Origin of the sequence: Streptomyces sclerotialus (assembly GCF_040907265.1) — a bacterium.
Classification (GTDB): Bacteria; Actinomycetota; Actinomycetes; order Streptomycetales; family Streptomycetaceae; genus Streptomyces; species Streptomyces sclerotialus.
The window spans coordinates 713106-737376 of sequence record NZ_JBFOHP010000002.1 but is presented as its reverse complement, the minus strand read 5'-3'; the positions used below and the strand labels follow the sequence as shown (position 1 = coordinate 737376).

The following is a 24271-nucleotide window of genomic DNA, read 5'->3' as shown; positions in this document are numbered from 1 at the left end:
CTCGGGCGGGGACGGTCAGTGGCAGGCGGCGGCAGCGGCCGGTGCGCCGGCGGGCTGCCGCCCGGCCGGCAGCGGCTCGCCCGGCAGCGCCTCGGCGAAGTTCCGCAGCCAGGAGCGGAATCCGGGGCCGAGGTCGGGGCGGCCGCACGCCAGCTGTACGACGGCGCGCAGGTAGGAGGCCCGGTCCCCGGTGTCGTACCGCCGGCCCCGGAAGACCACGGCGTGCACGGGTCCGCCCTGACCCTCCGTGCGTCCCGTCAGCTTGTGGATCGCGTCGGTGAGCTGGATCTCCCCGCCGCGTCCGGGGGCCGTGCGCTCCAGGACGCCGAAGACGGCGGGGTCGAGCACGTACCGTCCGATCACCGCGTAGTTGCTGGGCGCCTCGCCCGGCGCCGGCTTCTCGACCAGCCCGGTCACCCGGACCACGTCCTCCGTGCCGGTCGGCTCGACCGCGGCACAGCCGTACAGGTGCGTCTCCGCGGGGTCGACCTCGGCGAGCGCCAGGATGCTGCCGCCGAACCGCGCGTGCGCCGTGAGCATGTCCGCCAGCAGCGTGTCGTCCGGGTGGATCAGGTCGTCACCGAGGAGCACGGCGAAGGGCTCGGCGCCGACGTGCTCCCGGGCGCGGAGCACCGCGTGCCCCAGGCCCAGCGGAGCGCCCTGCCGGACGTGGTGCATCCGGGCCAGCCGGGACAGGTCCCGTACGGTTTCCAGCCGGTCGTCGTCGCCCTTGGCCGCCAGTACCTCTTCCAGCTCGTGCGCGCGGTCGAAGTGGTCCTCCACCGCGCGCTTGTTCCGGCCGGTGACCATCAGGACGTCGTGCAGACCGGCGCCGGCCGCCTCCTCCACGACGTACTGGATCGCCGGCTTGTCGACGACCGGCAGCATTTCCTTGGGCGTGGCCTTCGTCGCGGGCAGGAAGCGGGTGCCGAGACCGGCGGCCGGGACGACGGCCTTGTGCACGGACGTGGGTACGGGCATGAAAAACCTCACGGGAACGGAGAAGTGCAACTGCCCTCACACCCTGCGTCCCTTCGATGTGGGCAGGCTTGGCCGGTCCTTTGAGCGAGCTGTGAAGGGGGCCCACTGCGCGACCTGCGGAAAGAGCCGTACGGTAGGGTCTCTGCCCAGATTTACCTCATGCATATGATGTGCAAATGCGCGGCTACTGCATCAGAACGGCGACGCCCGACGACCTCGACGGCGCTCGCCGCGTCATGCTCGACACGGTCTACCGGGACTTCGGCACCGGATACGTCCCGCGCTGGCACCGCGACATCATCGATCTTGAAAAAGCCTACGTCGTCCCCGGCCGGCACACGCTGCTGGTCGCGGTCGACGAGGCGGACGGGACCGTCGTGGCGACCGGCGCGCTCGACTCCCGGGGCCCCGCCCACCCGCCGAACCCGCGCGAGATCGCCGAGCGCTTCCCCTCGGGCGGCACGGCGCAGCTGCGCCGCATCTACGTCCAGCCCGGCCACCGGCGGCGCGGGCTGGCCCGGCTGCTGGTCCAGGAGCTGCTGGACTTCGCGGCGGCCGAGGGCGGCTACCACGCGGTGTACCTGCACACGGACCCGGCGGTGACGGGTGCCGAGCCGTTCTGGCGGTCGCTCGGCGAGGTGGTCTGCGACGAGCGGCAGCTGCCGGACGGCGGCCAGGGGATCATCCACTTCGAGATCCCGCTGCGGGTGCCCGCCCCGGCCGGCCCCCGCGCCCTGGCCGAGACACCCGCCGTGTCCTGACCGGGCACCCCGCCACGTACCCCTCGCCCCGCTACGCAAAGAACGAGGACCATGCGCCTGCTCCGTCGCCGTCGGTTCGCCGCCGCCGTGCTGCTCGCCCCCCTGCTCTCCGGCTGCTTCGCCGCCAGTGACGGCGGCTCGTCGTCGCAGGGCTCCGGGGGCGGCGACCGGCTGCGGGTCGCCCTCGCCTTCCCGCCCGCCGAGAACTTCTCCCCGTACGGCGCCGACGCCACCCTCCTCAGCCGGCTCGGCGTCACCGAGGGCCTGACCAAGCTGGACGCCAACGGCACGGCCGTGCCGGCGCTCGCCGAGTCCTGGACCCGGGAGAAGGGCGGCAGCTGGCTGTTCACGCTGCGCGAGGCGAAGTTCCAGGACGGCACCGAGGTCACCCCGAAGGCCGTCGCCACCGCCCTCACCCACGCCACGGAGGCCGAGCCGGTGCCCGCCGCGCTGTCGGGCGTGCGGCTGACCGCCGAGGCCGCGGGGGACCGGCAGGTCCGGATCACCACCGCCGACCCCGACCCGGCACTCCCGCTCCGGATGTCCAGCCCCGGCCTCGCGGTCCTCTCCGCCAAGGCGTACGAGGGCGGCAAGAAGGCGGGCGGCGCGGACAGCGCCGACCCCGTCGGCACCGCCACCGGACCCTTCGAGCTGACCAAGGTCACCGGCATCACCCGGGCCTCCCTCGACCGCTTCGACGACTACTGGGGCGGCCGGGCCCAGGCCTCCGGCGTGGACGCGCGGTTCATCTCCGACGGCGCCGCCCGCGCCAACGCCCTGCGCACCGGAGAGCTGGACATCGCCGAGGCCGTACCGGTCTCGCAGGCCGCCTCCCTCGACAAGAAGACCGTCCATGAGACGGGCACCTCACGTACCACGAGCCTGCTGCTCAACACCCGCAAGGGCGCCTTCGCCGACCCCGCGGTGCGCGCCGCGGCGCGCAAGGCCGTCGACACCTCGGCGCTCGCCAAGGGCGTGTACGAGGGGCACGCCGACCCCGGCAAGGGCATCTTCGGGCCCGCGCTGACCTGGGCGGAGGGCAAGCGCGAGAAGCCTTCGGGCCGGGCGGCGGCCGCGGCCCCCGACGGCCGCACCCTCACCCTCGCCACCTACAACAACCGGCCCGAGCTGCCCGAGGTCGCGCAGGTGCTCCAGCAGCAGCTGGAGAAGGCGGGCTTCAAGGTCGAGCTGACGGTGCGTGAGTACTCCCGGCTGGAGAGCGACGCGCTCGACGGCAAGTTCGACGCGATCGTCTCGGCCCGTAACACCATGCTCGACACCGGCGACCCCGTCTCCATCCTCGCCAGCGACTACACCTGCAAGGGCAGCTACAACCTGGCGCAGCTGTGCGACAAGAAGGTGGACGCGGCCGTCGCGAAGGCAGCCGGCCAGACCGACACCGCGAAGCGGCAGGACGCCACGATGACGGCGGAGGCCGAGATCCTCGGCACCGACGCGGTCGTGCCGCTGGTCCACCAGCGGATCATCACCGGCGTCGGCACCTCCGTACAGGGCGTCACCTACGACCCGTACGAGCGCGCCCTCCTCGGCACCGGAACGCGGCGCTGAGCGCCGGGCAGGACAGCGGGATGCGGAGCGGCAGGACCGAGCCGACCGGGAGCGGTGACGGCACCGGCCCGGCGGCACGGATACGCCCGGCAGCACGGATACGCGCGGCGGCCGGGACGCTCGTCCGGGGACGCGGCCCCGCGCTGCTCTGGCGGTTCGTCCTCGCCGCCGTCCTGCTGTGCGGGATCGGCCTGCTGCCCTGGCTGTCCCGCACCGACCCGGCCCTCACCGTCCTCAAGGCGCGGTCCGCCGACCGCGACCCCACCCCCGAGGTGCTGGCCGCCGTCCGGGACCAGCTGGGCCTGGACGCCGGGCCCCTGCACCTGCTCGGGCGGTGGCTCGAACGACTGGTGCTGCACGGCGACGCCGGGCAGTCGTGGATCTCCGGCGCGGACGTCACCCCGTCCGTCGCCCAGGCCCTCGGCGTCTCCCTGCTGCTCATGGCCGGGGCACTGGTGGTCGCCCTGCTCACGGCCGGCGCCGTGTGCGCCCGCACCCTCCGGCTCGGCGCACGGCGCCGGCTGGGCGGCCGGCGGGCCGGTGGCAGCGGTACGGCGATGCTGGCCGCGCTGCCGGAGTTCCTCACCGGATCGGTGCTGGCCGCGGTGGTCGGCGTACAGCTCGGCTGGCTGCCCGCGCTCGGCTGGTACGGGCCCCAGTGGATGGTGCTGCCCGCGCTCGCGCTGGGGCTGCCCGCCGGCGGCCTCCTCGGGCGGGTGCTGGACGACCTGCTGCCCGGCGCGTTCGCCGAGCCCTGGGCGCTCGCCGCCACCGCACGTGGCCTGCCGGCCCGGCGCGTCGCCCGGCAGGCCCTGCGCCGCTGCGTCCCCGGGCTGCTGCCGAACCTCGGGCTGTTCGTGGTCGGTCTGACCGGCGGCGCGGTCGCCGTGGAGCAGATCTTCGACATCCCCGGCCTCGGCCGGCTCACCCTCCAGGCCGCCACAGCGCAGGACCTTCCGGTCCTCCAGGCCGGCACGCCGGCCCTCGTCCTGCTCGCCGCGGTCTCCGGTGCCGTGGCACGCGGCGCGGCCCGGCTGCTGCTCGGGCCCGCGCTGCGCGACGGCGCGCTCCCGACGCTGCACCGGCCCGCGCCGCCCGCCCGCCGGACCCTGCCGGTCCTCTACGGCGTCGTCCTGCTGGGCGTGGTCGCGGCCGGCCTGCCCCGCGATCCGCTGGCGCTGGACACCACCGCCAAGCTCCAGGCGCCCACCGGGACGCATCCCTTCGGTACCGACGCCCTCGGCCGGGACATGCTGGCCCGCGTCGCCCACGGCGCGCTCGACACCCTGTCCCTCGCCCTCGCGCTGAGCGCCGCCGCCCTCGTGACCGGCGTACTGCTGGGCCTGCTGCCCCGGCTCTCCGGCCCGCTGGTCGACACCGTCAACGCCGTACCGCCCGTCCTCGCCGGCCTGCTCGTCGCGGGTGTCGCGGGCAGCGGCCCGGCCACCCCCGCGCTCGCCGTGGCCGCCGTGGCCTGGGCCCCGCTGGCCGCGCACACCTCCGCACTGCTCCAGCAGGAGCGGGCCACCACCCACCTCGCCGCCACCCGCGCGCTCGGCGCGGGCCGCTGGTACGTGCTCCGGCGCGGACTGCTGCCCGCCGTACTGCCCCCGGTCACCCGCCACGCGCTCGTACGGCTGCCCGGGATCGCCCTCGCGCTCGCCGCGCTCGGCTTCCTGGGCCTGGGCGCCCAGCCGCCGTCGCCCGAGTGGGGCCTGCTGCTCGCCGAGAACCAGCCGTACGTGGAACGCGCCCCCTGGGCCGTGCTGGCACCGGCCGCCGTCCTCGCCCTGCTCGGCGCCCTCGCGGTGACGGCCGCGGGCGCGGCCCGGGGCCACCGCCGCAGGGGCGCGCCCGCACCCGGCGGCCACGACGACGGCGCCGGCCAGGGGAGACCTCCGGCGACCGTCCCTCCGGAGCACGTCCCCGGCACGCACCCCGCCCGGGAGTACGTATGACCGACGCCCCGGCCACGGGACGGACGGGCGGGGCCCTGGCACGGCTGCGGGCGCCCGGTTCCTTCCTGCACACCTGGCGGGCCCTCTCCCCGCTGCTCCGCCTGCTGATCCTCACCCAGCTGGCCTTCAACATCGGCTTCTTCGCCGTCCTGCCGTTCCTCGCCGAACACCTCGGTACGGGCATCGGCATGGCCGGCTGGCTGGTCGGCATGGTGCTGGGGCTGCGGACCTTCAGCCAGCAGGGGCTGTTCGTGGTGGGCGGCGCGCTGGCCGACCGGTACGGCGTCCGCCCGGTCGTCCTGACGGGCTGTGTGCTGCGGATCGCCGGCTTCGCCTGGCTGGGCTACGCCGAGCGGCCCTGGGCCGTGATCGGTGCGGTACTGCTCATCGGCTTCGCCGCCGCGCTGTTCTCGCCCGCGGTGGAGTCCGAGGTCGCCCGGCAGGCCGTGGCCTGGGAGGAGGCGGGCGGCGGCCCCCGTACCCGGGTGCTGGCGCTGCTGACCGTGGCCGGCCAGGCCGGCGCGTTCCTCGGCCCGCTGCTCGGCTCCCTCCTGCTCGCCGTGGACTTCCGCACGGCCTGCCTCGCCGGCGCCGGCGTCTTCGTCCTGGTCCTCGCCGGGCACGCCAGGCTGCTGCCCCAGCACATCCCCGGCCGGACGACGACACGCGGCAGGGGCGGCCTGCGCAAGGCCCTGCGCAACGGCCGGTTCCTCGCGCTCTGCGCCGCGTACGGCGCCTACCTGCTGGCCTACAACCAGCTCTACCTGGCGCTGCCCGAGGAGGTGGCCCGCGCGACCGGCTCGCAGGCGCCGCTGGCCTGGCTGTTCGCCCTGTCCTCGCTGCTGGTCGTGACCACCCAGCTGCCGGTCACCAGGTGGGCGGCCGACCGGCTGGACCTGCGCCGTTCGATGTCGGCCGGGCTGCTCCTCATCGCCGCCGGCTTCGCCGCGGTGGCCCTGGCCCGCCCGGCCGGCTGGACGGGCGTACCGGGTCTGCTGCCCGCCGCCGTCTTCGTCGTCCTGCTCACCCTCGGCCAGATGCTGGTCGCCCCGGCCGCCCGCGCCTGGGTCCCCGACCTCGCCGAGGACAGCCGGATCGGCCTCTACACCGGCGCGATGTCCTCCGTCTCGGGCCTCCTCGTCCTGGCCGGCAGCTCCGCGACCGGCTCCCTCCTCGGCACGGGTCTCCCGCCCGCCGTCCCCTGGCTAGTCCTCGCCGCGGTACCGGCCCTGGCCGTACTGCTGCTTCCCCGCCGCGCGCGGGAGGGCGGCGCGGCGTAGGGGGCCCGGCCGGGGGGATGACACAGGCTCTCAGTCGCGGGGCGGGGCCGTGCTCTTCCGGACGACGAGGCTGGTGGCCAGTTCGAGCCTCGTCGTGACGGTTTCCCGCGCCCGTATGCGCAGCAGCATCTGGGTCGCCTCCTCGGCCATCTGCCGCAGCGGCTGGTGCACGGTGGTGAGCGCCGGGCTGGACCAGCGCGCGACCGGTACGTCGTCGTAGCCGACCACGGACAGGTCGTGCGGAACGCGCAGGCCGCTGACGCGCGCCGCCTCCAGGGCGCCCAGCGCCTGGAGATCGCTGCCCGCGAAGACCGCGGTCGGCGGCCGGGGGAGGCCGAGCAGTTTCCGCGTCCCCTCGTAACCGCCCTCGACGTGGAAGTCGCCGTACAGGACGAGGTCGGGGTCGGTCTCCAGGCCCGCCATGCTCATCGCCGAGCGGTAGCCGTCCAGGCGCGCCAGCGAGCAGAGCATGTCGTCGGGGCCGGTGATGATGCCGATGCGGCGGTGCCCGCACTCGATGAGGTGGCGGGTCGCCGCGAGCCCGCCGTTCCAGTTGGCCGAGCCCACCGAGGGCACGTCGGGGTCGGGGTCGCCGGCCGGGTCGACGATGACGAAGGGGATGGAACGCGCGCGCAGCTGCTGCTTGACCTCCGCCGGCAGGGCGGAGAAGACCAGCACCACGCCGAGCGGCCGGCGCTGGAGTACCCCTTCGATCCAGTCGGGGCCGGGAGCCTGCCGGGTACCGCTCTCGGTGAGGACGACGCCGGCCTGGTGGGCCTTGGCGACGTTCTCCACGCCCCGGATCAGCTCCATCGCCCAGATGCTGTCCAGTTCGTGGAAGACGAGCTCGATGAGCGGCGCCTCCTGGGCCGAACGCGTCGTGCGCCGGTAGGAGTGCGTCTCCAGCAGGCGTTCCACCTTGCGCCTGGTCGGTGCGGCGACGTCCTGCCGCCCGTTGAGCACTTTCGAAACTGTCGAGAGGGAAACCCCGGCCTGCTTGGCCACCTGGGCCAGGGTGACACGGCCCAACTCCTCGTCATCGCGCATGGTGAGGAGCATAGAGCACGGGCAACTACGGCCGCAGCATCACAACTTGGTAACTCGCCGACCGAGGGTTGACCCCCCGAAGCGAGGAGCCCTAGCGTCCCGACGCATGAAGTTTCGGAAATAACGTCGAAACATTTCGAAAGGTGGGGGCGATGAGACCACGTGCACGGTTCCTGCGGAAGGCCGTTGTCGGCGGAGCGGTTCTGACCCTGACGCTCACCCTGTCGGCATGCGGCGGGGACACCGGCCGGGCAGGCGGGGACGACGGCAAGATCCACGTCCTGGTCTACGGCGACAGCGCGAACAAGGTGGAGAAGCGGATCATCGCCACCTTCAACAAGACATCGAAGGTGAAGGCCGTCCTGGACACCATTCCGGGCGCGGACTACCAGGCCAAGCTGCAGACCATCATCAACAGCGAGCAGGCTCCCGACGTCTTCTTCAACTGGGGCGGCGGCAGCATCAAGCCGTTCGTCGACGCCGGGCTCCTCATGCCACTGGACGACTTCATCGCCAAGGACCCGGGCCTGAAGGACAAGTTCCTGCCCTCGGTGTTCAAGAGCGCGGAGGTGAACGGGAAGCCGTACGGCGTCCCCATGCGCGGCACCCAGCCCGTCCTGTTGTTCCACAACAAGAAGGTGCTCGAGGAAGCCGGCATCGAGCCGCCCAGAACCTGGGACGACCTGCTGGCGGCGGTCCGGAAGCTCAAGGCGGAGGGCGTCACGCCGATCGCCCTGGGCGGCGGCGACAAGTGGCCCACGCTCATGTGGTTCGAGTACCTCTACGACCGGGTGGCCGGGCCCGGGCTGTTCCAGAAGGCGCTGGCCGGGGACAAGGACGCCTGGGCGAGCGCCGACAGCAGGAAGGCCCTCGGCATGCTCAAGAGCCTGGCGGACGCCGGCGCCTTCGGCACCAACTACGACTCGGTGAAGTTCACCGACCAGGGCTCGCCCACCCTCCTGGCCACGGGGAAGGCCGGCTTCGAGCTGATGGGCTCCTGGGAGTACTCCACCCAGCAGGACAGCCACCCGGACTTCGCCGCACACGACCTCGGTTACAGCACCTTCCCGTCGGTCGACGGCGGCAAGGGTGATCCGGACAACCTCGTCGGCAACACCAACAACTTCTACTCGGTGCTGAAGAAGACCAAGCACCCGGAGGCGGTCGCGGAGTTCCTGAAGCTCCAGTACTCGGACGAGTTCGTCAAGGCCCAGCTCGGCATCGGCAACCTGCCCACCACCACGACCACCGACAAGTTCCTCGACACCGCCGCCGATCCGGACTTCGCCCGCTACCAGTACGACAAGGTCGAGAAGGCGCCCGCTTTCCAGCTCTCCTGGGACCAGGCGTACCCGCAGACGGCAACGGTCGGCATGCACCAGGCCGTCCAGCAGTTCCTCAACGGCGGGCTCGACGAGGACGGGTTCATCAAGGCCATGCAGGCCCTGCCCACGTCGTGACCGCGCCGACCACCCGACTTGGAACCCCTCTCATGACCCCCACCGCCACCGGCGTCAGCCGGCCGGGCTTCGCCTGGGCGGCACCCGCCGCCGTCTTCTTCGGCCTCTTCGCGCTCCTCCCGCTCGTGCTGGTCGCCGTGCTCTCCTTCACCCACTGGGACGGGCTGAGCGCCCCGCGGTTCACCGGGCTCGACAACTGGAGCAAGCTGTTCGACGACCCCGTGATGCTGAAGAGTCTCTGGCTGAGCGTCCTGCTCACCGGTCTCGGCGTCGCCGTCCAGACGCCGCTGAGCATCCTGCTCGGCGTCTGGGCGGCGGGCCACCAGCGCAACCGGGCCGTCCTCTCCGCCATCTACTTCGTCCCGCTGCTGCTGTCGGCGGCGGCCGTGTCCGTGCTGTGGCGCGCCGTCCTCGACCCCAACTTCGGTGTGCCCGCACACGCCGAGTGGCTGTTCGGCGACGGCAACCTCTTCGGCGTACAGAGCAGCGCCATCGGCGTCCTCGTCTTCGTGAGCGCCTGGCAGTTCACGCCGCTGCACACGCTGATCTACCAGGGCGCGGCCCGCGCGGTGCCCCGCGTCCTCTACCAGGCGGCGCAGATCGACGGCGCCGGCAGGGTCCGGCAGTTCTTCCACATCACCCTGCCGCAGCTGCGCAACAGCATCATCACCTCCACCATCCTGATGGTGGTGGGCGGCCTGACGACCTTCGACACCGTCCTCATCCTCACGCAGGGCGGCCCCGGCACCGACACCACCATCAGCGCCTTCTACATGTACCAAAAGGCGTTCAAGAACTTCGACTACGGGACGGCCTCGGCGATCGGCGTGCTGCTCGTCCTGGTCGCCACGGTCATCTCGCTGATCGTGGTGCGCCTCTCGGGCTACGACAGGATGCGCAGCACGATGGAGGGCCTGTGAGCAAGCGCCGCCCCAACTACCTCGCCGGCTTCGGCTCGCTGGTCTGGCTCTTCCTGGTCGGACTGCCGCTGTACGCGATGCTGGTCGCCACGTTCCAGTCGCGGGCCGACTACGGGGCGAACGGACCGCTGGCCCTGCCGAAGACCTTCACGCTCGACAACTACGTCAAGGACTTCCAGAGCGGATTCGGACAGTACTTCCTCAACACGGCCCTCGTCACCGTGTGCGTCGTGGGCATCGTCGTACTCCTCGTACCGCCGCTGTCGTACGCCATCGTGCGCAGCCGCAGCAGGCTGACGCACACGGTCTTCCGGCTGTTCCTGCTCGGCCTCGCCATCCCCTCCCAGGCCGTCATCGTGCCCATGTTCTACGTCATGAGCGAGGCCGGGCTCTACGACAACCTCATCGGTGTCATCCTGCCTACCGCCGCCTTCGCCATGCCGGTGTGCGCCCTGATCCTCAGCGGCGTGATGCGGGACATCACACCGGAGCTGTACGAGGCGATGACGATGGACGGCGCCTCCTCCCGTCGCGTCTTCTTCCAACTGGTCCTGCCGCTCTCCCGCAGCGGCCTCTCCACGATCATCGTCTTCTCCGCCCTGCAGGCATGGAACGGATTCCTCTTCCCCCTGGTGCTCACGCAGTCCGCCGACACCAAGGTCATCACCATGGGCCTCTACGACTTCCAGACCGAGCACGGGGTCGACATCCCGGGTCTGCTCGCCGCGGTCGTCCTGTCCATGCTCCCCATCCTGCTCGTCTATCTGTTCGCCCGTCGCGCCCTGGTCCAGGGGCTGATGGGCGTCGGAGGAAAGTGACCGGCCACGTGTCCGTACACGCCGAACGCACCGAACAGACCGAACAGCCCCGGCGAACCGAAGAGACCCGGGTCCCGCTGTGGCGGGACCCGGCCCGCGACCCGGAGGAGCGGGCCGACGCCCTGCTCGCCGAGATGACCCTGGAGGAGAAGACCGCCCAGCTCTTCGGGGTCTGGGTCGGCGCCTCCGCCGAGGGCGCCGAAGTCGCCCCGCACCAGCACGACATGGAGGAGCCGGTACCCCTCGACGACCTGCTGCCCCACGGCATCGGCCAGCTGACCCGGCCCTTCGGCACCACCCCCGTCGACCCCGCCCTCGGCGCACTGTCGCTGCTCCGTACCCAGCGCAGGATCGCCGGCGCGAACCGCTTCGGCATCCCCGCGCTGGCGCACGAGGAGTGCCTCGCGGGCTTCGCCGCCTGGGGCGCCACCGCCTACCCCGTCCCCCTCTCCTGGGGCGCCACCTTCCACCCCGCGCTGATCCAGGAGATGGCTGCGGCGATCGGCCGCGACCTGCGTGCCGTCGGCGTCCACCAGGGCCTCGCCCCGGTACTCGACGTCGTACGCGACGCCCGCTGGGGCCGGGCCGAGGAGACCATCGGCGAGGATCCCTACCTCGTCGGCACCATCGGCACGGCGTACGTACGCGGCCTGGAGTCCGCCGGCGTCGTCGCCACCCTCAAACACTTCGCCGGATACTCCGCCTCCCGCGCGGGGCGCAACCTGGCCCCCGTCGGCATGGGCCCCCGGGAGCGCGCCGACGTCATCCTGCCCCCCTTCGAGATGGCGGTGCGCGAGGGCGGTGTCCGCTCGGTGATGCACGCCTACACCGACACCGACGGCATCCCGTCCGCGGCCGACGAACCACTGCTCACCGGCCTGCTCCGCGACACCTGGGGCTTCGGGGGAACGGTCGTCGCCGACTACTTCGGGATCGCCTTCCTCCAGACCCTGCACGGTGTCGCCGGGAGCCTCGGCGAGGCCGCGGCCGCCGCACTCACCGCGGGCGTCGACGTGGAACTCCCCACGGTGAAGGCGTTCGGCGCGCCCCTGCGCGAAGCGCTCGCCCATGGACTGGTGCCCGAGGCGGCCGTGGACCGCGCCGTGCGCCGGGTCCTGATCCAGAAAGTCCAGCTGGGACTGCTGGACGCCGACTGGGACCCGACACCGGCGGCCCTCACCGGAACGGCTGCGGACACCGACACGGACGCGGCGAACCTGCGCGGCACGGTCGACCTCGACACGGCGGACAACCGCGACCTGGCCCGCCGCGTCGCGGAGCAGGCCGTCGTCCTGCTCCGCAACGACGGCACGCTGCCCCTCGGGCCCGGCCGGGCCCCGGCGCGCATCGCGCTGATCGGTCCCAACGCCGACACGCCGACGGCGGTCCTCGGCTGCTACTCCTTCCCCGTGCACGTGGGCAGCCAGCACCCGGAGGTGCACGCGGGCATCGAACTGCCCACCCTGCGCGAAGCGCTGGCCGCCGAGTTCCCGGACAGCGAGATCGTCACCGCGTCCGGTACCACCGTCGACGGCAGCGGCACCGACGGCTTCGCCGAGGCCGCCGGGCTGGCGCGCGACGCCGACCTGGTGATCGCCGCACTCGGCGACCGGGCCGGGCTCTTCGGCCGTGGGACCAGCGGCGAAGGCTGCGACACCGGCTCCCTGGCCCTGCCCGGAGTGCAGCAGCAGCTGCTCGACACGCTCCTGGACGCCGGCACCCCGCTCGTCGTCACCCTGCTCGCCGGCCGGCCGTACGCCCTGGGCCGGGCCGCCGACGAGGCCGCCGCCGTCGTCCAGACGTTCTTCCCCGGCGAGGAGGGGGCGGTGGCCCTCGCCTCCGTCCTCAGCGGACGCGTCGCCCCCACGGGTCGGCTCCCCGTCAGCGTGCCGCGGCTCACCGGCGCGCAGCCGTCCACCTACCTCGCCCCCCGCCTGGGGCACGCCACCGAGGTCTCGAACATCGACCCGGCTCCCGCCTTCGGCTTCGGCCACGGGCTGACGTACACCACCTTCGACTGGTCAGGCCTCGCCGTGGAGAACGAACAGGCTGACACCGGAGGGGAGTTCGCGCTGTCCTGCACCGTGTGCAACACCGGGGCGCGCCGGGGCACCGAGGTCGTCCAGCTCTACCTGCACGACCCCGTCGCCTCGGTCGTGCAGCCCGTGCAGCGCCTCATCGGTTACGTACGCCTCGACCTGGCGCCCGGCGAGGCGGCGGAGGTGCGGGTCACCGTCCCGGCCGACCTCGCGTCCTTCACCGGCCGCGACGGCCACCGCGTCGTCGAACCGGGCGAGCTGGAACTGCGGTTCAGCGCCTCCAGCACGGATACCCGGCTGACCGCCCGGGTCACGCTCACCGGGCCGGTCCGCACGGTGGACCACCGGCGCCGGCTGCACGCGGACTTCCGTGTGACGCAACGTCAGGAGCGGTAGAGACCCTTTCGACGCATCGTCAGGTGCCCGGTCGCCGACCCGATCGGCGGCCGGGCACGTGTCCGTGCCACCGAGGAGACGAATGCACACCGATCTTCCCGAGAAGGAACTGCGCACCTACCGCAGCGCCCAGCGCGACCCCACCGACTTCGAAGCGTTCTGGCAGTCCACCCTGGGCGAGGCGAGAGCTGAACCCGCCGAGGCGTCGCTGAGCGCGGTCGAAACGGGCCTGACCGCCATCGACACCTACGACGTCACCTTCCCCGGCCACGCCGGCGAGCCCGTCAAGGGGTGGCTGCGCCTGCCGCACGGGGCGCGCGGGCCGCTGCCCACCGTCGTCGAGTACGTCGGGTACGGCGGCGGGCGCGGCCACGTCCTGGAGAACCTGCTGTGGGCCGGTGCCGGGTTCGCGCACTTCCACATGGACACCCGCGGCCAGGGCTCCGGCTGGTCCCGCGGCGACACCCCGGACAGCTGCGCCGCGGGCCCGCAGGTGCCCGGGATGATGACGCGCGGCATCGAGGACCCGCACACCTACTACTACCGGCGCCTGTTCACCGACGCGGTCCGCGCCGTCGACGCCGCGCGGGGCCTGCGCGCGGTCGACCCCGCACGCATCGCCGTGCTCGGGAGGAGTCAGGGCGGGGGAGTGGCGCTGGCCGTCGCGGCCCTCGTCCCCGACATCGCCGCGGTCGTCGCTCATGTGCCGTTCCTGTGCGACTTCCCGCGCGCCGTCACCGTCACCGACAGCGCCCCGTTCCGTGAGATAGCCGACTACTTGGCCGTCCATCGCGACCGCGAGGCGCAGGTGCACCGTACGCTCGCCTATTTCGACGGGGTCAACTTCGCCCGCCGGGCACGCGTGCCGGCCCGTTTCTCCGTGGCCCTGATGGACGACATCGTGCCGCCCTCCTCGGTGTTCGCCGCATACCACGAGTACGGCGGCCCCAAGGAGATCGACGTATGGCGGTACAACGGCCACGAAGGGGGCGCCGCCGACGACGACGAGGCGGCGCTGCGGTTCCTGCGCGCACGCCTGCGAGTGGCGGGGTGACCGGGTCCGGGCCCCGGTGGGCGGCGGGATCGCTGCGCACCAGGGCCCGGCCGGTCACCGCGCCACCACGGCGGGCGCGGTGTACGTCACGAGGCGGTGCACGCCCCGACGGTGGGCGGGGCGGTGTTGCCGTTGGTCATGACGGTGAACCCGAAGCTGGTCGAGGCACCGGCGGCGAGGCTGCCGTTGCCGTTCGGCCTCATCGTCATGACGTTTCCGGTGCTGTCCCAGCTGGGCGTGCCGTTCCAGGTGGCGGAGATCTTCTGCCCGGAAGCGACGGTCACCGGCACGCTCCAGCCGCTGGTCCCGGACGGGCCGGCGGTCACGGTCACCTTGCCGTTGTACCGGTCGCCCCACTGCTCCTGCTTCGCGTAGGAGACGGTGCAGGTACGGGCGCCGTCACCGCCGCCGCTCGTGCCGCCGAGCGCGGACAGCACCGCGTAGTACGCCGGCTTCTTGCCGTAGTTGTCGTCGAAGAGCAGCGGTGTGCCACTGCTGCGCCACGAGTACTTGTCCGGGATGCCCCAGACGGTGATGCCGGTGCAGCGGGACACCGCCAGACACGCCTTGACCACGTTGCCGTAGCTGGTGGCCTGCGCGGAACCGGAGCCCTCGATGTCCAGCTCGGTGATCTGCACGTCGACGCCCAGGTCGGCGAAGCGCTGCAGGTTCTGCCGGTAGTCGGCCGGCACGGGGGAGTTGCTGTTGAAGTGGCTCTGGAACCCGACGCAGTCGATGGGGACGCCGCGCTGCTTGAAGTCCTTGACCATGGCGTACACGGCGTTGGACTTCGCGTTGACGCCGTCGGTGTTGTAGTCGTTGTAGCAGAGCTTGGCCGCGGGATCGGCGGCCCGGGCGGTGCGGAACGCCTCCTCGATGAAGCCGTTGCCCAGCTTGTCCTGGAAGGGGGAACTGCGCCGCGCCCCGCTGCTGCCGTCCTGGAACGCCTCGTTGACGACGTCCCAGGAGTGGATCTTGCCCTTGTAGTGCTGCATGACCTTGGTGATGTGGTTGTTCATGGCGGTGCGCAGATCGGTGGCGGACAGACCGCCCACCCAGCCGGGCAGCTGGGAGTGCCAGACCAGGGTGTGACCGCGGACCTTCATGCCCTTGCTCTGGGCGTGCCCGACGATCCTGTCCGCGGCGTCGAAGGTGAAGGAGCCCCGCGCGCTCTCGACGGCGTCCCACTTCATCTCGTTCTCCGGTGTCACCGAGGTGAACTCGGTGTCCAGCGTGCTGACGTACGGCGCTTCACCGAGGTGGTTCGCCGCCACCGCCGCACCGAAGTAGCGGCCCTGGGCGGCTGCCGCCGTACCCAGGGTGCTTGCGGCCTGCGCGGAGCCGGAGAGTGCGACGACGCCCGTCACGGTGAGGAGCCCCGTCGTACCCAGGGCCAGGATCCGGCGGGCCGCGCCGGAGGCTCTGTCTTTAGTGTCCGCTCTGTTGTTCATGACTACCTCTTTCGGCGAGGAGGGGTCGAGAACTTTCGGAGGCGATGCGGCCCCACTTGCCGTCCAGGGCATGCCGAGGGCATGCACCTGACAAGCAAGGAGGGCGGGCGGCCGGAGGCCTGAACAGATCCTGGAGCATGGAGTGCCGCCGAAACAATCCCGAGGGATGGTCGAAAGAGTTTCGAGCCGAACCTACGCCGCTCGCCCCAGTACCCGGAGCAGCGCGCGGAACGCGGCCGGCATGTCGACGGCTTCGGGGTCCAGGAGCCACTGGTACTGGAGGCCGTCCATGACCGCGATGAGGAGGGGCGCCGCCTCCTCCGGCGTGAGCCCGCCCGGAAGCCGTTCGCCGAACTCGCCGCGCAGCGAGGCGGCGGCGGACCGCCGCACCAGCTCGTAGCGGTGGGCGAAGAACTCCCGCGCCGGATGGTCCCCGGTGACGCTCTCGCCGAGCAGGGCCGAGAACGTCTGGACGACGCCGGGCCGCATCGCGTTGTACTCGACCAGCGAGGCGTACAGGTCCAGCGGCCAGGGCTCGCCGCCCGGCCGCGGGCCACCGCTGATGTCCCACTCGTCCCGCGCCTCCAGCACGGCGACGAGCAGCGCCTCCTTCGTCGGGAAGTAGTGCAGCAGCCCCTGCTGGGTGATGCCGACGCGCTCGGCGACCGCGCTGAGCGAGGCGCCCCGGTAACCGCGCTCGGCGATCACCTCCAACGCCGCCCGGAGGAGCTCCGCACGGCGGTCCTCGCCGCGCACGGCCCGCCCCTTGCCGCGCTGTACCCCTCGTCCGTTCGCTCCCACGGCGCCGAGCCTAACCGAACGGAAACGCCCCGGATCTTCGGCGGTAACGAAGAGGTAACAACGCCTACCGTTCAACAAGTGGCCGGTACAGGATGCTGCGAACAGCAGGGAGCTGCCCCCTCTTCCTCCCTGTTCGAGCCGCTTTGTTCGCCTCAACGAGGAGGTACGACAGTGGATCAGGCAGCCGTCCCCGCTTCCGCAACGCCCGCTCACCCACGAAGATCCGCCACCGCGGGAACCGCCCCGCGCGGCTTCGTGCTCCGCCTCGGTCTCGCCAACTTCGGCCTCTACAGCGCCCTGATGACGCGGTCATCGTCACCATGGCGCTGCGCGTCGCGGACGTCGCGCCCCGGAACAAGGAATCGGTGCTGGGCCTGGTGCTCGGCGTCGGCGCCGTCATGGCGCTGATCGCCAACCCGCTCTTCGGCAGGCTCTCGGACCGCACCCGCTCCCGCTTCGGCCGGCGCCGCCCCTGGCTCGTCGGGGGAGTGCTCGGCGGCCTGCTGGGTCTGACGGTGATCGCGTTCGTGCCCGCAGTCCCCGCGCTCGTCGCCGGCTGGGCCCTCGTCCAGACCTCCTTCAACGCCGTGTACGCGGCCCTCATGGCGACCATCCCCGACCAGGTCCCCGAAGCCGCCCGCGGCAGCGCGTCCGGCGCCCTCGGCACCAGCATGACCGCCGCCGTACTGGCCGGATCGGGGGTCGCCGCGCTCAGCTCCGACGCCCGGGTGATGTTCCTGCTGCCGGCCGTCCTGACCGTCGTGCTGGTCGGCTGGTTCGCCCTCCGGCTGGCCGACCGGCCGCCGGCCGGGCCGCCCGGCCCGTTCTCCGTCCGGGAGTTCCTCGGCAGCTTCGTCTTCGACCCGCGCCGCAGCCCGGACTTCGGCTGGGCCTGGCTCACCAAGTTCCTCGTCATGTTCGGCGCGGTCGCGCCGATGACCTATCTGGCGTACTACCTGCCCTTCCGGATGGGGGCGAGCCCCGCCGCCACGGCCGGCACCGTCGCACTGCTCGTCGCCGCCGGCTACGCCGTCCAGTCCGTCATGGCAGCGCTCGGCGGCTGGCTCTCCGACCGTTCCGGCCGCCGCAAGCCCTTCGTCGTCGCCTCCGGCCTCGTCGTCGCCGCCGGTCTCGCGCTGCTGGCCCTGGCCCCCGACCTGACCTGGATCGTCGTCGCCCAGCTCGTCATGAGCGTCGGCGGCGGACTCTTCTACGCCGTCGACATGGCGCTGATCACCCAGGTCCTGCCCGACCCGGACAACCCCGCCAAGGACCTCGGCATCGTCAACATCGCCAACGCGCTCCCGCAGTCGCTCATGCCGATGATCGCCCCGTTCGTCCTGGCGCTCGGCGGGGGAGGGAACTACCCCCTGCTCTTCGGCATCGCGGCGGCCGCCGCGCTCGCCGGAGCCGTACTGGTCACCCGTATCAAGGGCACCCGGTGAGCCCCGCCGGCCCCGGCCACGCCACCGCGCCCGACGCGCCACCCCCACGCACCAAGAAGCCACCCCCACGCACCAAGAAGGAGTCACCGATGACCCCGTACGACGCGACCGTCGAGGACGCGCTCGGCAAGCTGGACCTCGACGCCAAGACGCGGCTGCTGGCCGGCCGGAACATGTGGGCACTGCCCGCGCTGCCCGAGATCGGCCTGGCGTCCCTGGTCATGTCCGACGGCCCGGTCGGGGTGCGGGGCGTGCGCTGGACCGCGGACGATCCCTCCGTCGCCCTGCCCAGCCCCACCGCGCTGGCCGCCACCTGGGACCCGGCGCTGGCCCGCCGCACCGGCCACCTGCTCGCCCAGGAGGCCCGCCGCAAGGGCGTACACGTCCTGCTCGCCCCGACCGTCAACCTGCACCGCTCCCCGCTCGGCGGCCGCCACTTCGAGTGCTACTCGGAGGACCCGCACCTCACCGGCGCGATCGGCACCGGATACGTCACCGGAGTGCAGGAGGGCGGCGTCGGCACCACCGTCAAGCACTTCGTCGCCAACGACGCCGAGACCGAGCGCTTCACCGTCAACAACACCGTCGCCCCGCGGCCGCTGCGCGAGCTCTACCTCGCGCCGTTCGAGACGATCGTCAAGAACGCCCGCCCCTGGGGTGTCATGGCCGCCTACAACTCCGTCAACGGCCCCACCATGACCGAACACCGCCACCTCCAGAACGAGGTACTGCGCGGCGAGTGGGGCTTCGACGGCTGCATCGTCTCCGACTGGATGGCAGCGCGCTCCACCAAGGGCGCGATCGAGGGCGGCCTCGACATCGCCATGCCCGGCCCGCGGACCGTCTACGGCGCGGCGCTGGCCGCCGCCGTCCGCGCGGGCGAGGTCGCGGAGTCCGTCGTCGACGACGCCGTACGCAACGTCCTGCGCCTCGCGGCCCGTGTCGGCGTCCTCGACGGCGCGCCGCCCGCCGTCGCCCCCGCCGACCTCCCCGCTCCGGTCGACGGCGCGGCGCTGGCCCGCGAGATCGCGCGCCGCGCCGTCGTCCTCGTACGGAACGAGCACCGCACCCTGCCGCTCGACCCGTCGGCAGTCGGCACCGTCGCCCTCATCGGCGCCGCGGCCCGCGACGCCCGCGTCCTCGGCGGCGGCTCCGCGCAGGTCTTCCCCGACCACGTCGTCTCCCCGCTCGACGGGCTGCGCGCCGCGCTCCCCGAGGGGGACCTCACGTACCGCGTCGGCGCCGACCCCAGCGACGAACTCGCCGCGGCGGGGCACGGCTTCACGCTGCGTGCCGTGTGCCGGGACCGGGCCGGCCGGGTGCTGGGGGAGACCTCGCTGCCCAACGGCGCGGTCCAGTGGCACGGCGACGACCTGCCGGCCGGCGTCACCCACGAGGAGCTGCACACCGTCGAGATCACCGGCACCTTCACGCCGCGCGAGAGCGGACCGCACTGCTTCGGCACCAAGGGCATCGGCGGCTTCCGGCTCACCGTCGGCGACCGCGTCCTCTTCGACGGTGCCGAGGTGCCTGACCACGCCGACCCGTTCGAGGCCTTCTTCGGCGCGCCCGTGGAGCGCGGCCGGGCGGAGCTCACCGCGGGCGAGCCGGTCGAGGTCGGCCTCCGCCACACCGTCCCCGACACGTCCGGCGCGCCGGTCCAGGCCGTCGGGTTCGCCCTGGCCCACCGCGAGCCCCGGCGTGACGCCGAGGAGCTCATCGAGGAGGCCGTGGCCGCCGCCCGCGCCGCCGGCACGGCCGTCGTCGTGGTCGCCACCACCGAGCGGGTCGAGAGCGAGGGCTTCGACCGTACCGACCTCCGGCTCCCCGGCCGCCAGGACGAGCTGGTCCGGCGGGTGGCCGCCGCCAACCCCCGTACCGTCGTGGTCGTCAACTCCGGCTCCCCCGTGGAGCTGCCGTGGCGGAACGACGTGGCCGCCGTGCTGCTCAGCTGGTTCCCCGGACAGGAGGCCGGCGCGGCGCTCGCGGACGTCCTCCTCGGAGCGGCGGAGCCCGGCGGACGGCTGCCCACCACCTGGCCGGCCCGCCTGGCCGACGCGCCGGTCACCCGCGTCACCCCCGACAACGGTGAACTCCCGTACGAAGAGGGCGTCTTCATCGGTTACCGTGCCTGGCAGAAGGCGGGCGCCGAGCCCGCGTACTGCTTCGGTCACGGCCTCGGATACACCGACTGGGAGTACGAGACGGCCACGTACGCAGCCGCTGCGGGCGGCGCTGACCTGGGCACGGTCACGGTACGGGTACGCAACACCGGCGACCGCCCCGGCCGCGAGGTGATCCAGCTCTACCTCGCCGTCCCGGACGGCGACACGGCCGAACGGCCGGTCCGCCGCCTCGCGGGCTTCGCCACCGTGCAGGCGGCCCCCGGGGAGACCGCCGAGGCGAGCATCGCCGTGCCCCGCCGGGCCGCCGAGATCTGGGACGAGCAGGCGCACGGCTGGCGGCTGGTCCCCGGCACGTACACCGCGGAGACCGGCCGTTCCCTGGAAGACGTACGGCTGCGGAACCGGGTCCAGGTCGGCGGCTGACCCACCGCCCGCCGCCCTCGCGAGGGCGGCGGGCGGCACTGTCGGTACCGCGGTCTACATTGTCCTTGGCAACGCCGAATCGATCTTCGCCCGCCCGCCGAGGAGTGACCCCATGAACGCCGGCGCACCGGCCCCGGACAGCTACTTCGAGCGCATCGACGAGCACCGGTACAAGCCCACGCCGCACGTCGGTGGCGCCTGGGACCCCGACGAGCAGCACTTCAGCCCGCTCGGCGGCCTGATCGTGCACGCCGTCGACCGTTACCTGGCCGGGCGCCCCGACACGGGCATGGTGCTCGGCCGGATCGGCTTCGACATCCTCGGGCGGCTCGCCACCGACGAGTGCGAGGTCCGGGTGGAGACCGTCCGGCCGGGCCGCACCATCGAACTCATCGAGGCCACCGTGCTCATAGCCGGCCGCCCGGTGGTCCGCGCCCGCGCCTGGCTGCTGGCCGCACTGGACACCGCCGCCGTCGCGGGCGGCGGGGACGACCGCCTCACCCCGCCCGAGGAGCTGACGTCCTGGCGGATGGCCGACGTGTGGCCCGGCGGCTACATCGGCACGCTGGACGTCCGGCCGGTCGGGCAGCCCCGGCCCGGCCGCACCACCGCCTGGATCTCCACGGGCGTCGGCCTCGTCGCCGGGGAGCCGGCGAGCCCCCTGGCGTCCTTCGTCGCACTGGTCGACACCGCCAACGGCATCGCCGTCCGGCAGTCGCCCGCCGACTGGATGTTCCCCAACGTCGACCTGACCATCCACCTCCACCGGCAGCCCGAGGGCCGCTGGACCGGCCTGGACACCACCGTCGTCTTCGGCCCCACCGGCCAGGGCATCACCAGCACCGTCCTGCACGACACGGCCGGACCGGTCGGACACGCCCAGCAGATCCTGACCGTCCGCCCGCAGCCCACGGCGGACTGACCCCATGGACGACCGCGGGGGCGATCCCATGACCGAGGAAGTCATTCCGATCCTGCACGTCGCGGACGCCGCTGCCGCGGTCGCCTGGTACGCGCGCCTGGGCTTCACCCAGCAGTGGGAGCACCGTTTCGCACCGGGCCTCCCCGCGTTCGTCGAAGTGGCCCGTAACGAGGTGCGGCTGTTCCTGTCGGAGCACGCCGGCGACGCCCGTCCCGGCACACTGGTGTACCTCCGCGTCCGTGACGTCGACACCCTCGCGGACACGTTCGGCGTCGAGCCGACGGACGCTCCGTGGGCGCGCGAGATCGAACTGCGCGACCCCGACGGCAACCGCCTGCGGGTGGGCACGCCGACGGACTGACGGGGGCCCTAGTCGGACGGCTCGGCGGAGTTCTTCGTCCTGGGGCGGGCGCGGAGGTGGGCGCGTTCGCCCTGTTTGCCGAAGAGGCTGAGGAATTCGACCGGCTCCTCGTCGGCGGAGCCGAACCAGTGCGGTACGCGGGTGTCGAACTCGGCCGCCTCACCCGGCGCGAGCACCAGGTCGTGCTCGCCGAGGACGACCCGCAGGCGTCCGTTGAGGACGTAGAGCCACTCGTAGCCCTCGTGGGTCTTCGGGTCGGGCTCCCGGCGCGCGCTGTCGGCCGGGATGACGAGCTTGTACGCCTGGATGCCGCCCGCGCGGCGGGTCAGGGGCAGCATGGTCATGCCGTGGTGCGTGACCGGGCGCAGGTGGATGCGCGGGTCCCCGGTCGGCGGGGCGTCGACGAGCTCGTCGAGCGTGACGCCGTGCGCCTTGGCCAGGGGCAGCAGCAGTTCGAGGTTGGGGCGGCGGGCGCCGGACTCCAGCCGGGACAGGGTGCTCACCGAGATGCCGGTCGTCTCCGACAGGTCGGCCAGCGTGATCTCGCGCTGCCGGCGCAGCGCCCGGAGCCGGGGACCGACTGCTTCCAGTGCTTGGTCGAGGTCGTTGTCCATACCCGCAAGCTTGCCATACCGGCAAAGAAGTTTGCGGGTATGGCCGGTGGTTCCGCATGGTCGTCGTGAAGGAGGTGGTCACGGTGACCGATGCATTGAGGGACAGCTACGACGTGGTGGTGGTCGGTGGCGGCGCCGCGGGGCTGAACGGGGCGTTGATGCTGGCCAGGGCGCGGCGGTCGGTGGTGGTGATCGACGCGGGTGCCCCGCGCAACGCCCCGGCGGACGGTGTGCACGGCCTGCTGGCCAGGGAGGGGATGCCGCCGGCCGAGCTGCTGGAGCGTGGCCGGGCGGAGGTCCGTGCGTACGGCGGCCAGGTGGTGACCGGAGCGGTCGCCGCGGCGGCCCGGGACGCGGCGGGGCTGACCGTGACGCTCGCCGACGGCCGGACGGTGCGCGCGCGCCGGCTGCTGGTGACCACCGGGCTGGTCGACGAGCTGCCGGACGTACCGGGGCTGCGGGAGCGGTGGGGCCGGGAGGTCGTGCACTGCCCGTACTGCCACGGCTGGGAGATCCGCGATCAGGCCATCGGCGTACTGGCCGCCGGGCCGCCGGCGGTGCACCAGGCGCTGATGTTCCGGCAGTGGAGCGACGACGTCACGTTCTTCACGCACACCATGGCGCCGCCGGCCGGTGAGGAGGCGGAGCAGCTGGCCGCCCGCGGCGTACGGGTGGTGGACGGCGAGGTGGCGGGCCTGGAGATCGACGGCGACCGTCTGGTGGGGGTGCGGCTGAGCGACGGCACGGTGGTCGCCCGTGAGGCGCTGGCGGTCGCGCCGCGGTTCACGGCACGGGCCGGCTTCCTGGCGGGGCTCGGGCTGCGGCCCGCCGTCCACCCCTCGGGAGCCGGTGAGCACCTCCCCGCTGACGCGGCCGGCCGTACCGAGGTGCCCGGCGTGTGGGCCGCCGGGAACGTCACCGATCCGACGGCCCAGGTCGGCACCGCCGCCGCTGCGGGCGCCACGGCCGCCGCACAGATCAACGCCGACCTGATCGCCGAGGAGACGCGGCGGGCGGTCGCCGCGTACCGGGACCCGTTCTCGCCCGAGTCCGAGGCGCGCGTCGGCGAACTGGTCGCGGGCGACCGCCGCCACGGCCTGTGAAGCCACGGCCTGTGACACCGCGCCCTGTGGAACACGGAGAGGAACCGAGCACCATGACCGAGGAATTCGGCAAGGACTACTGGGAGCAGCGCTACCGCGGCCACACCATGGCCCGCATCCGGCAGCCCAACCCCCAGCTGGTGACGGAGGCCGCGGACCTCGCGCCCGGTACGGCACTGGACGCGGGCTGCGGCGAGGGGGCCGACGCCGTCTGGCTCGCCGCGCGTGGCTGGCGGGTGACGGCGGTGGACATCTCCGCCGCCGCGCTGGAGCACGCCCGGGAGCAGGCCGCGGCGTCCGGCGCGGACGTGACCGGCCGGATCGACTGGGTGGAGGCCGACCTGACCGCCTGGGCACCGCCCGAGAACCACTACGACCTGGTCTCCACGCACTACGTGCATCCGGCGGCGTCACGGGAGGCGCTGTTCGGCCGGCTGGCCGAGGCGGTCGCGCCGGGCGGCACGCTGCTCGTCGTGGGCCACCATCCGTCGGGGCACGGGACCGCCGGAGTGCACGGCGCCCCGCGCGAGGTGCACTTCACCGCCGAAGAGGTCGCGGCGGCCCTGGATCCGGACCGGTGGGACGTCGTCGCCTCCGAGGCCAGGACCCGGACGGCCACCGGCCACGGCGGTCAGGAGGTCACCCTGCGGGACACCGTCCTGCGGGCCCGCAAGCGGCCCTGACCGAGGTCGGCTCCGCCCTCCCTGAGGCCGCCTGTCCCGCCTGTCAGCACCCGCGATTC

Annotated in this window: 20 protein-coding genes; 15 read left to right on the top strand and 5 right to left on the bottom strand. The window is 73.0% G+C overall.

Annotated features, from left to right (window positions below):
- Positions 1–15: 15 nt before the first annotated feature.
- Positions 16–981 carry a UTP--glucose-1-phosphate uridylyltransferase gene (locus AAC944_RS03410; protein ID WP_051871252.1) on the bottom strand — a complete coding sequence of 322 codons (966 nt, stop codon included), beginning with the start codon at positions 979–981 and terminating at the stop codon, positions 16–18.
- Between the two features lie 176 nt (positions 982–1157).
- On the opposite strand from AAC944_RS03410, the gene AAC944_RS03405 reads away from it, so the two are divergent.
- The 4 genes from AAC944_RS03405 to AAC944_RS03390 are packed head-to-tail and all read left to right on the top strand — an operon-like array spanning position 1158 to position 6549.
- Complete coding sequence (locus AAC944_RS03405; protein WP_037771023.1) at positions 1158–1742, top strand: GNAT family N-acetyltransferase; 585 nt, start codon at positions 1158–1160, stop codon at positions 1740–1742.
- A 51-nt stretch (positions 1743–1793) separates the two neighbouring features.
- A complete protein-coding gene (locus AAC944_RS03400) occupies positions 1794–3311 on the top strand; it encodes an ABC transporter substrate-binding protein (RefSeq protein WP_030606716.1) in 1518 nt (505 codons plus the stop codon).
- 20 nt (positions 3312–3331) lie between these two features.
- Positions 3332–5269 (top strand): ABC transporter permease subunit, encoded by a 1938-nt coding sequence (locus tag AAC944_RS03395; RefSeq protein WP_078888207.1) that lies wholly within the window; start codon positions 3332–3334, stop codon positions 5267–5269.
- Positions 5266–6549: an MFS transporter gene (locus AAC944_RS03390; RefSeq protein ID WP_030606722.1), complete on the top strand. Its 1284-nt coding sequence runs from the start codon at positions 5266–5268 to the stop codon at positions 6547–6549. Before AAC944_RS03395 ends, AAC944_RS03390 begins: the two co-directional genes overlap by 4 nt.
- Before the next feature lie 30 nt (positions 6550–6579).
- On the opposite strand, the gene AAC944_RS03385 is transcribed toward AAC944_RS03390, so the two are convergent.
- Positions 6580–7608 carry a LacI family DNA-binding transcriptional regulator gene (locus AAC944_RS03385; protein ID WP_030606725.1) on the bottom strand — a complete coding sequence of 343 codons (1029 nt, stop codon included), beginning with the start codon at positions 7606–7608 and terminating at the stop codon, positions 6580–6582.
- Positions 7609–7748: 140 nt separating this feature from the next.
- Between AAC944_RS03385 and AAC944_RS03380 the strand changes: the two genes are divergently transcribed.
- The 5 genes from AAC944_RS03380 (at position 7749) to AAC944_RS03360 (ending at position 14283) form a co-directional block, all read left to right on the top strand.
- Entirely contained in the window at positions 7749–9056 is a 1308-nt protein-coding gene (locus AAC944_RS03380) for an ABC transporter substrate-binding protein (protein WP_030606728.1), read from the top strand.
- Between the two features lie 32 nt (positions 9057–9088).
- Positions 9089–9976 carry a carbohydrate ABC transporter permease gene (locus AAC944_RS03375; RefSeq protein ID WP_030606731.1) on the top strand — a complete coding sequence of 296 codons (888 nt, stop codon included), beginning with the start codon at positions 9089–9091 and terminating at the stop codon, positions 9974–9976.
- Positions 9973–10794 carry a carbohydrate ABC transporter permease gene (locus tag AAC944_RS03370; protein WP_030606734.1) on the top strand — a complete coding sequence of 274 codons (822 nt, stop codon included), beginning with the start codon at positions 9973–9975 and terminating at the stop codon, positions 10792–10794. The genes AAC944_RS03375 and AAC944_RS03370 overlap by 4 nt, the downstream gene beginning before the upstream one ends.
- A gap of 77 nt (positions 10795–10871) precedes the next feature.
- Positions 10872–13229, top strand: coding sequence for a beta-xylosidase/alpha-l-arabinosidase (locus tag AAC944_RS03365; RefSeq protein ID WP_030606737.1), 2358 nt, complete (start codon positions 10872–10874; stop codon positions 13227–13229).
- 82 nt (positions 13230–13311) lie between these two features.
- Positions 13312–14283: an acetylxylan esterase gene (locus AAC944_RS03360; protein ID WP_030606740.1), complete on the top strand. Its 972-nt coding sequence runs from the start codon at positions 13312–13314 to the stop codon at positions 14281–14283.
- An 86-nt stretch (positions 14284–14369) separates the two neighbouring features.
- Here AAC944_RS03360 and AAC944_RS03355 read toward each other — a convergent pair whose 3' ends face one another.
- Positions 14370–15734, bottom strand: coding sequence for a glycoside hydrolase family 10 protein (locus AAC944_RS03355; RefSeq protein WP_030606742.1), 1365 nt, complete (start codon positions 15732–15734; stop codon positions 14370–14372).
- A gap of 192 nt (positions 15735–15926) precedes the next feature.
- Positions 15927–16535, bottom strand: coding sequence for a TetR/AcrR family transcriptional regulator (locus AAC944_RS03350; RefSeq protein ID WP_030606745.1), 609 nt, complete (start codon positions 16533–16535; stop codon positions 15927–15929).
- 320 nt (positions 16536–16855) lie between these two features.
- Between AAC944_RS03350 and AAC944_RS03345 the strand changes: the two genes are divergently transcribed.
- The 4 genes from AAC944_RS03345 (at position 16856) to AAC944_RS03330 (ending at position 21812) form a co-directional block, all read left to right on the top strand.
- Positions 16856–17980, top strand: a complete 1125-nt coding sequence (locus AAC944_RS03345) for an MFS transporter (RefSeq protein ID WP_051871254.1) — start codon at positions 16856–16858, stop codon at positions 17978–17980.
- 89 nt (positions 17981–18069) lie between these two features.
- Positions 18070–20529, top strand: coding sequence for a glycoside hydrolase family 3 protein (locus AAC944_RS03340; protein WP_030606748.1), 2460 nt, complete (start codon positions 18070–18072; stop codon positions 20527–20529).
- A 112-nt stretch (positions 20530–20641) separates the two neighbouring features.
- Positions 20642–21451 carry a thioesterase family protein gene (locus AAC944_RS03335; protein WP_030606751.1) on the top strand — a complete coding sequence of 270 codons (810 nt, stop codon included), beginning with the start codon at positions 20642–20644 and terminating at the stop codon, positions 21449–21451.
- 28 nt (positions 21452–21479) lie between these two features.
- On the top strand, positions 21480–21812 hold the full coding sequence (locus AAC944_RS03330; protein WP_030606753.1) for a glyoxalase superfamily protein: 333 nt from the start codon (positions 21480–21482) through the stop codon (positions 21810–21812).
- A gap of 8 nt (positions 21813–21820) precedes the next feature.
- On the opposite strand, the gene AAC944_RS03325 is transcribed toward AAC944_RS03330, so the two are convergent.
- Entirely contained in the window at positions 21821–22426 is a 606-nt protein-coding gene (locus AAC944_RS03325; protein WP_030606756.1) for a helix-turn-helix domain-containing protein, read from the bottom strand.
- 56 nt (positions 22427–22482) lie between these two features.
- Here AAC944_RS03325 and AAC944_RS03320 point away from each other — a divergent pair, with 56 nt between their 5' ends.
- Positions 22483–23529, top strand: coding sequence for an NAD(P)/FAD-dependent oxidoreductase (locus tag AAC944_RS03320; protein WP_196942673.1), 1047 nt, complete (start codon positions 22483–22485; stop codon positions 23527–23529).
- 53 nt (positions 23530–23582) lie between these two features.
- Entirely contained in the window at positions 23583–24212 is a 630-nt protein-coding gene (locus AAC944_RS03315) for a class I SAM-dependent methyltransferase (RefSeq protein WP_030606762.1), read from the top strand.
- Positions 24213–24271: the final 59 nt, after the last annotated feature.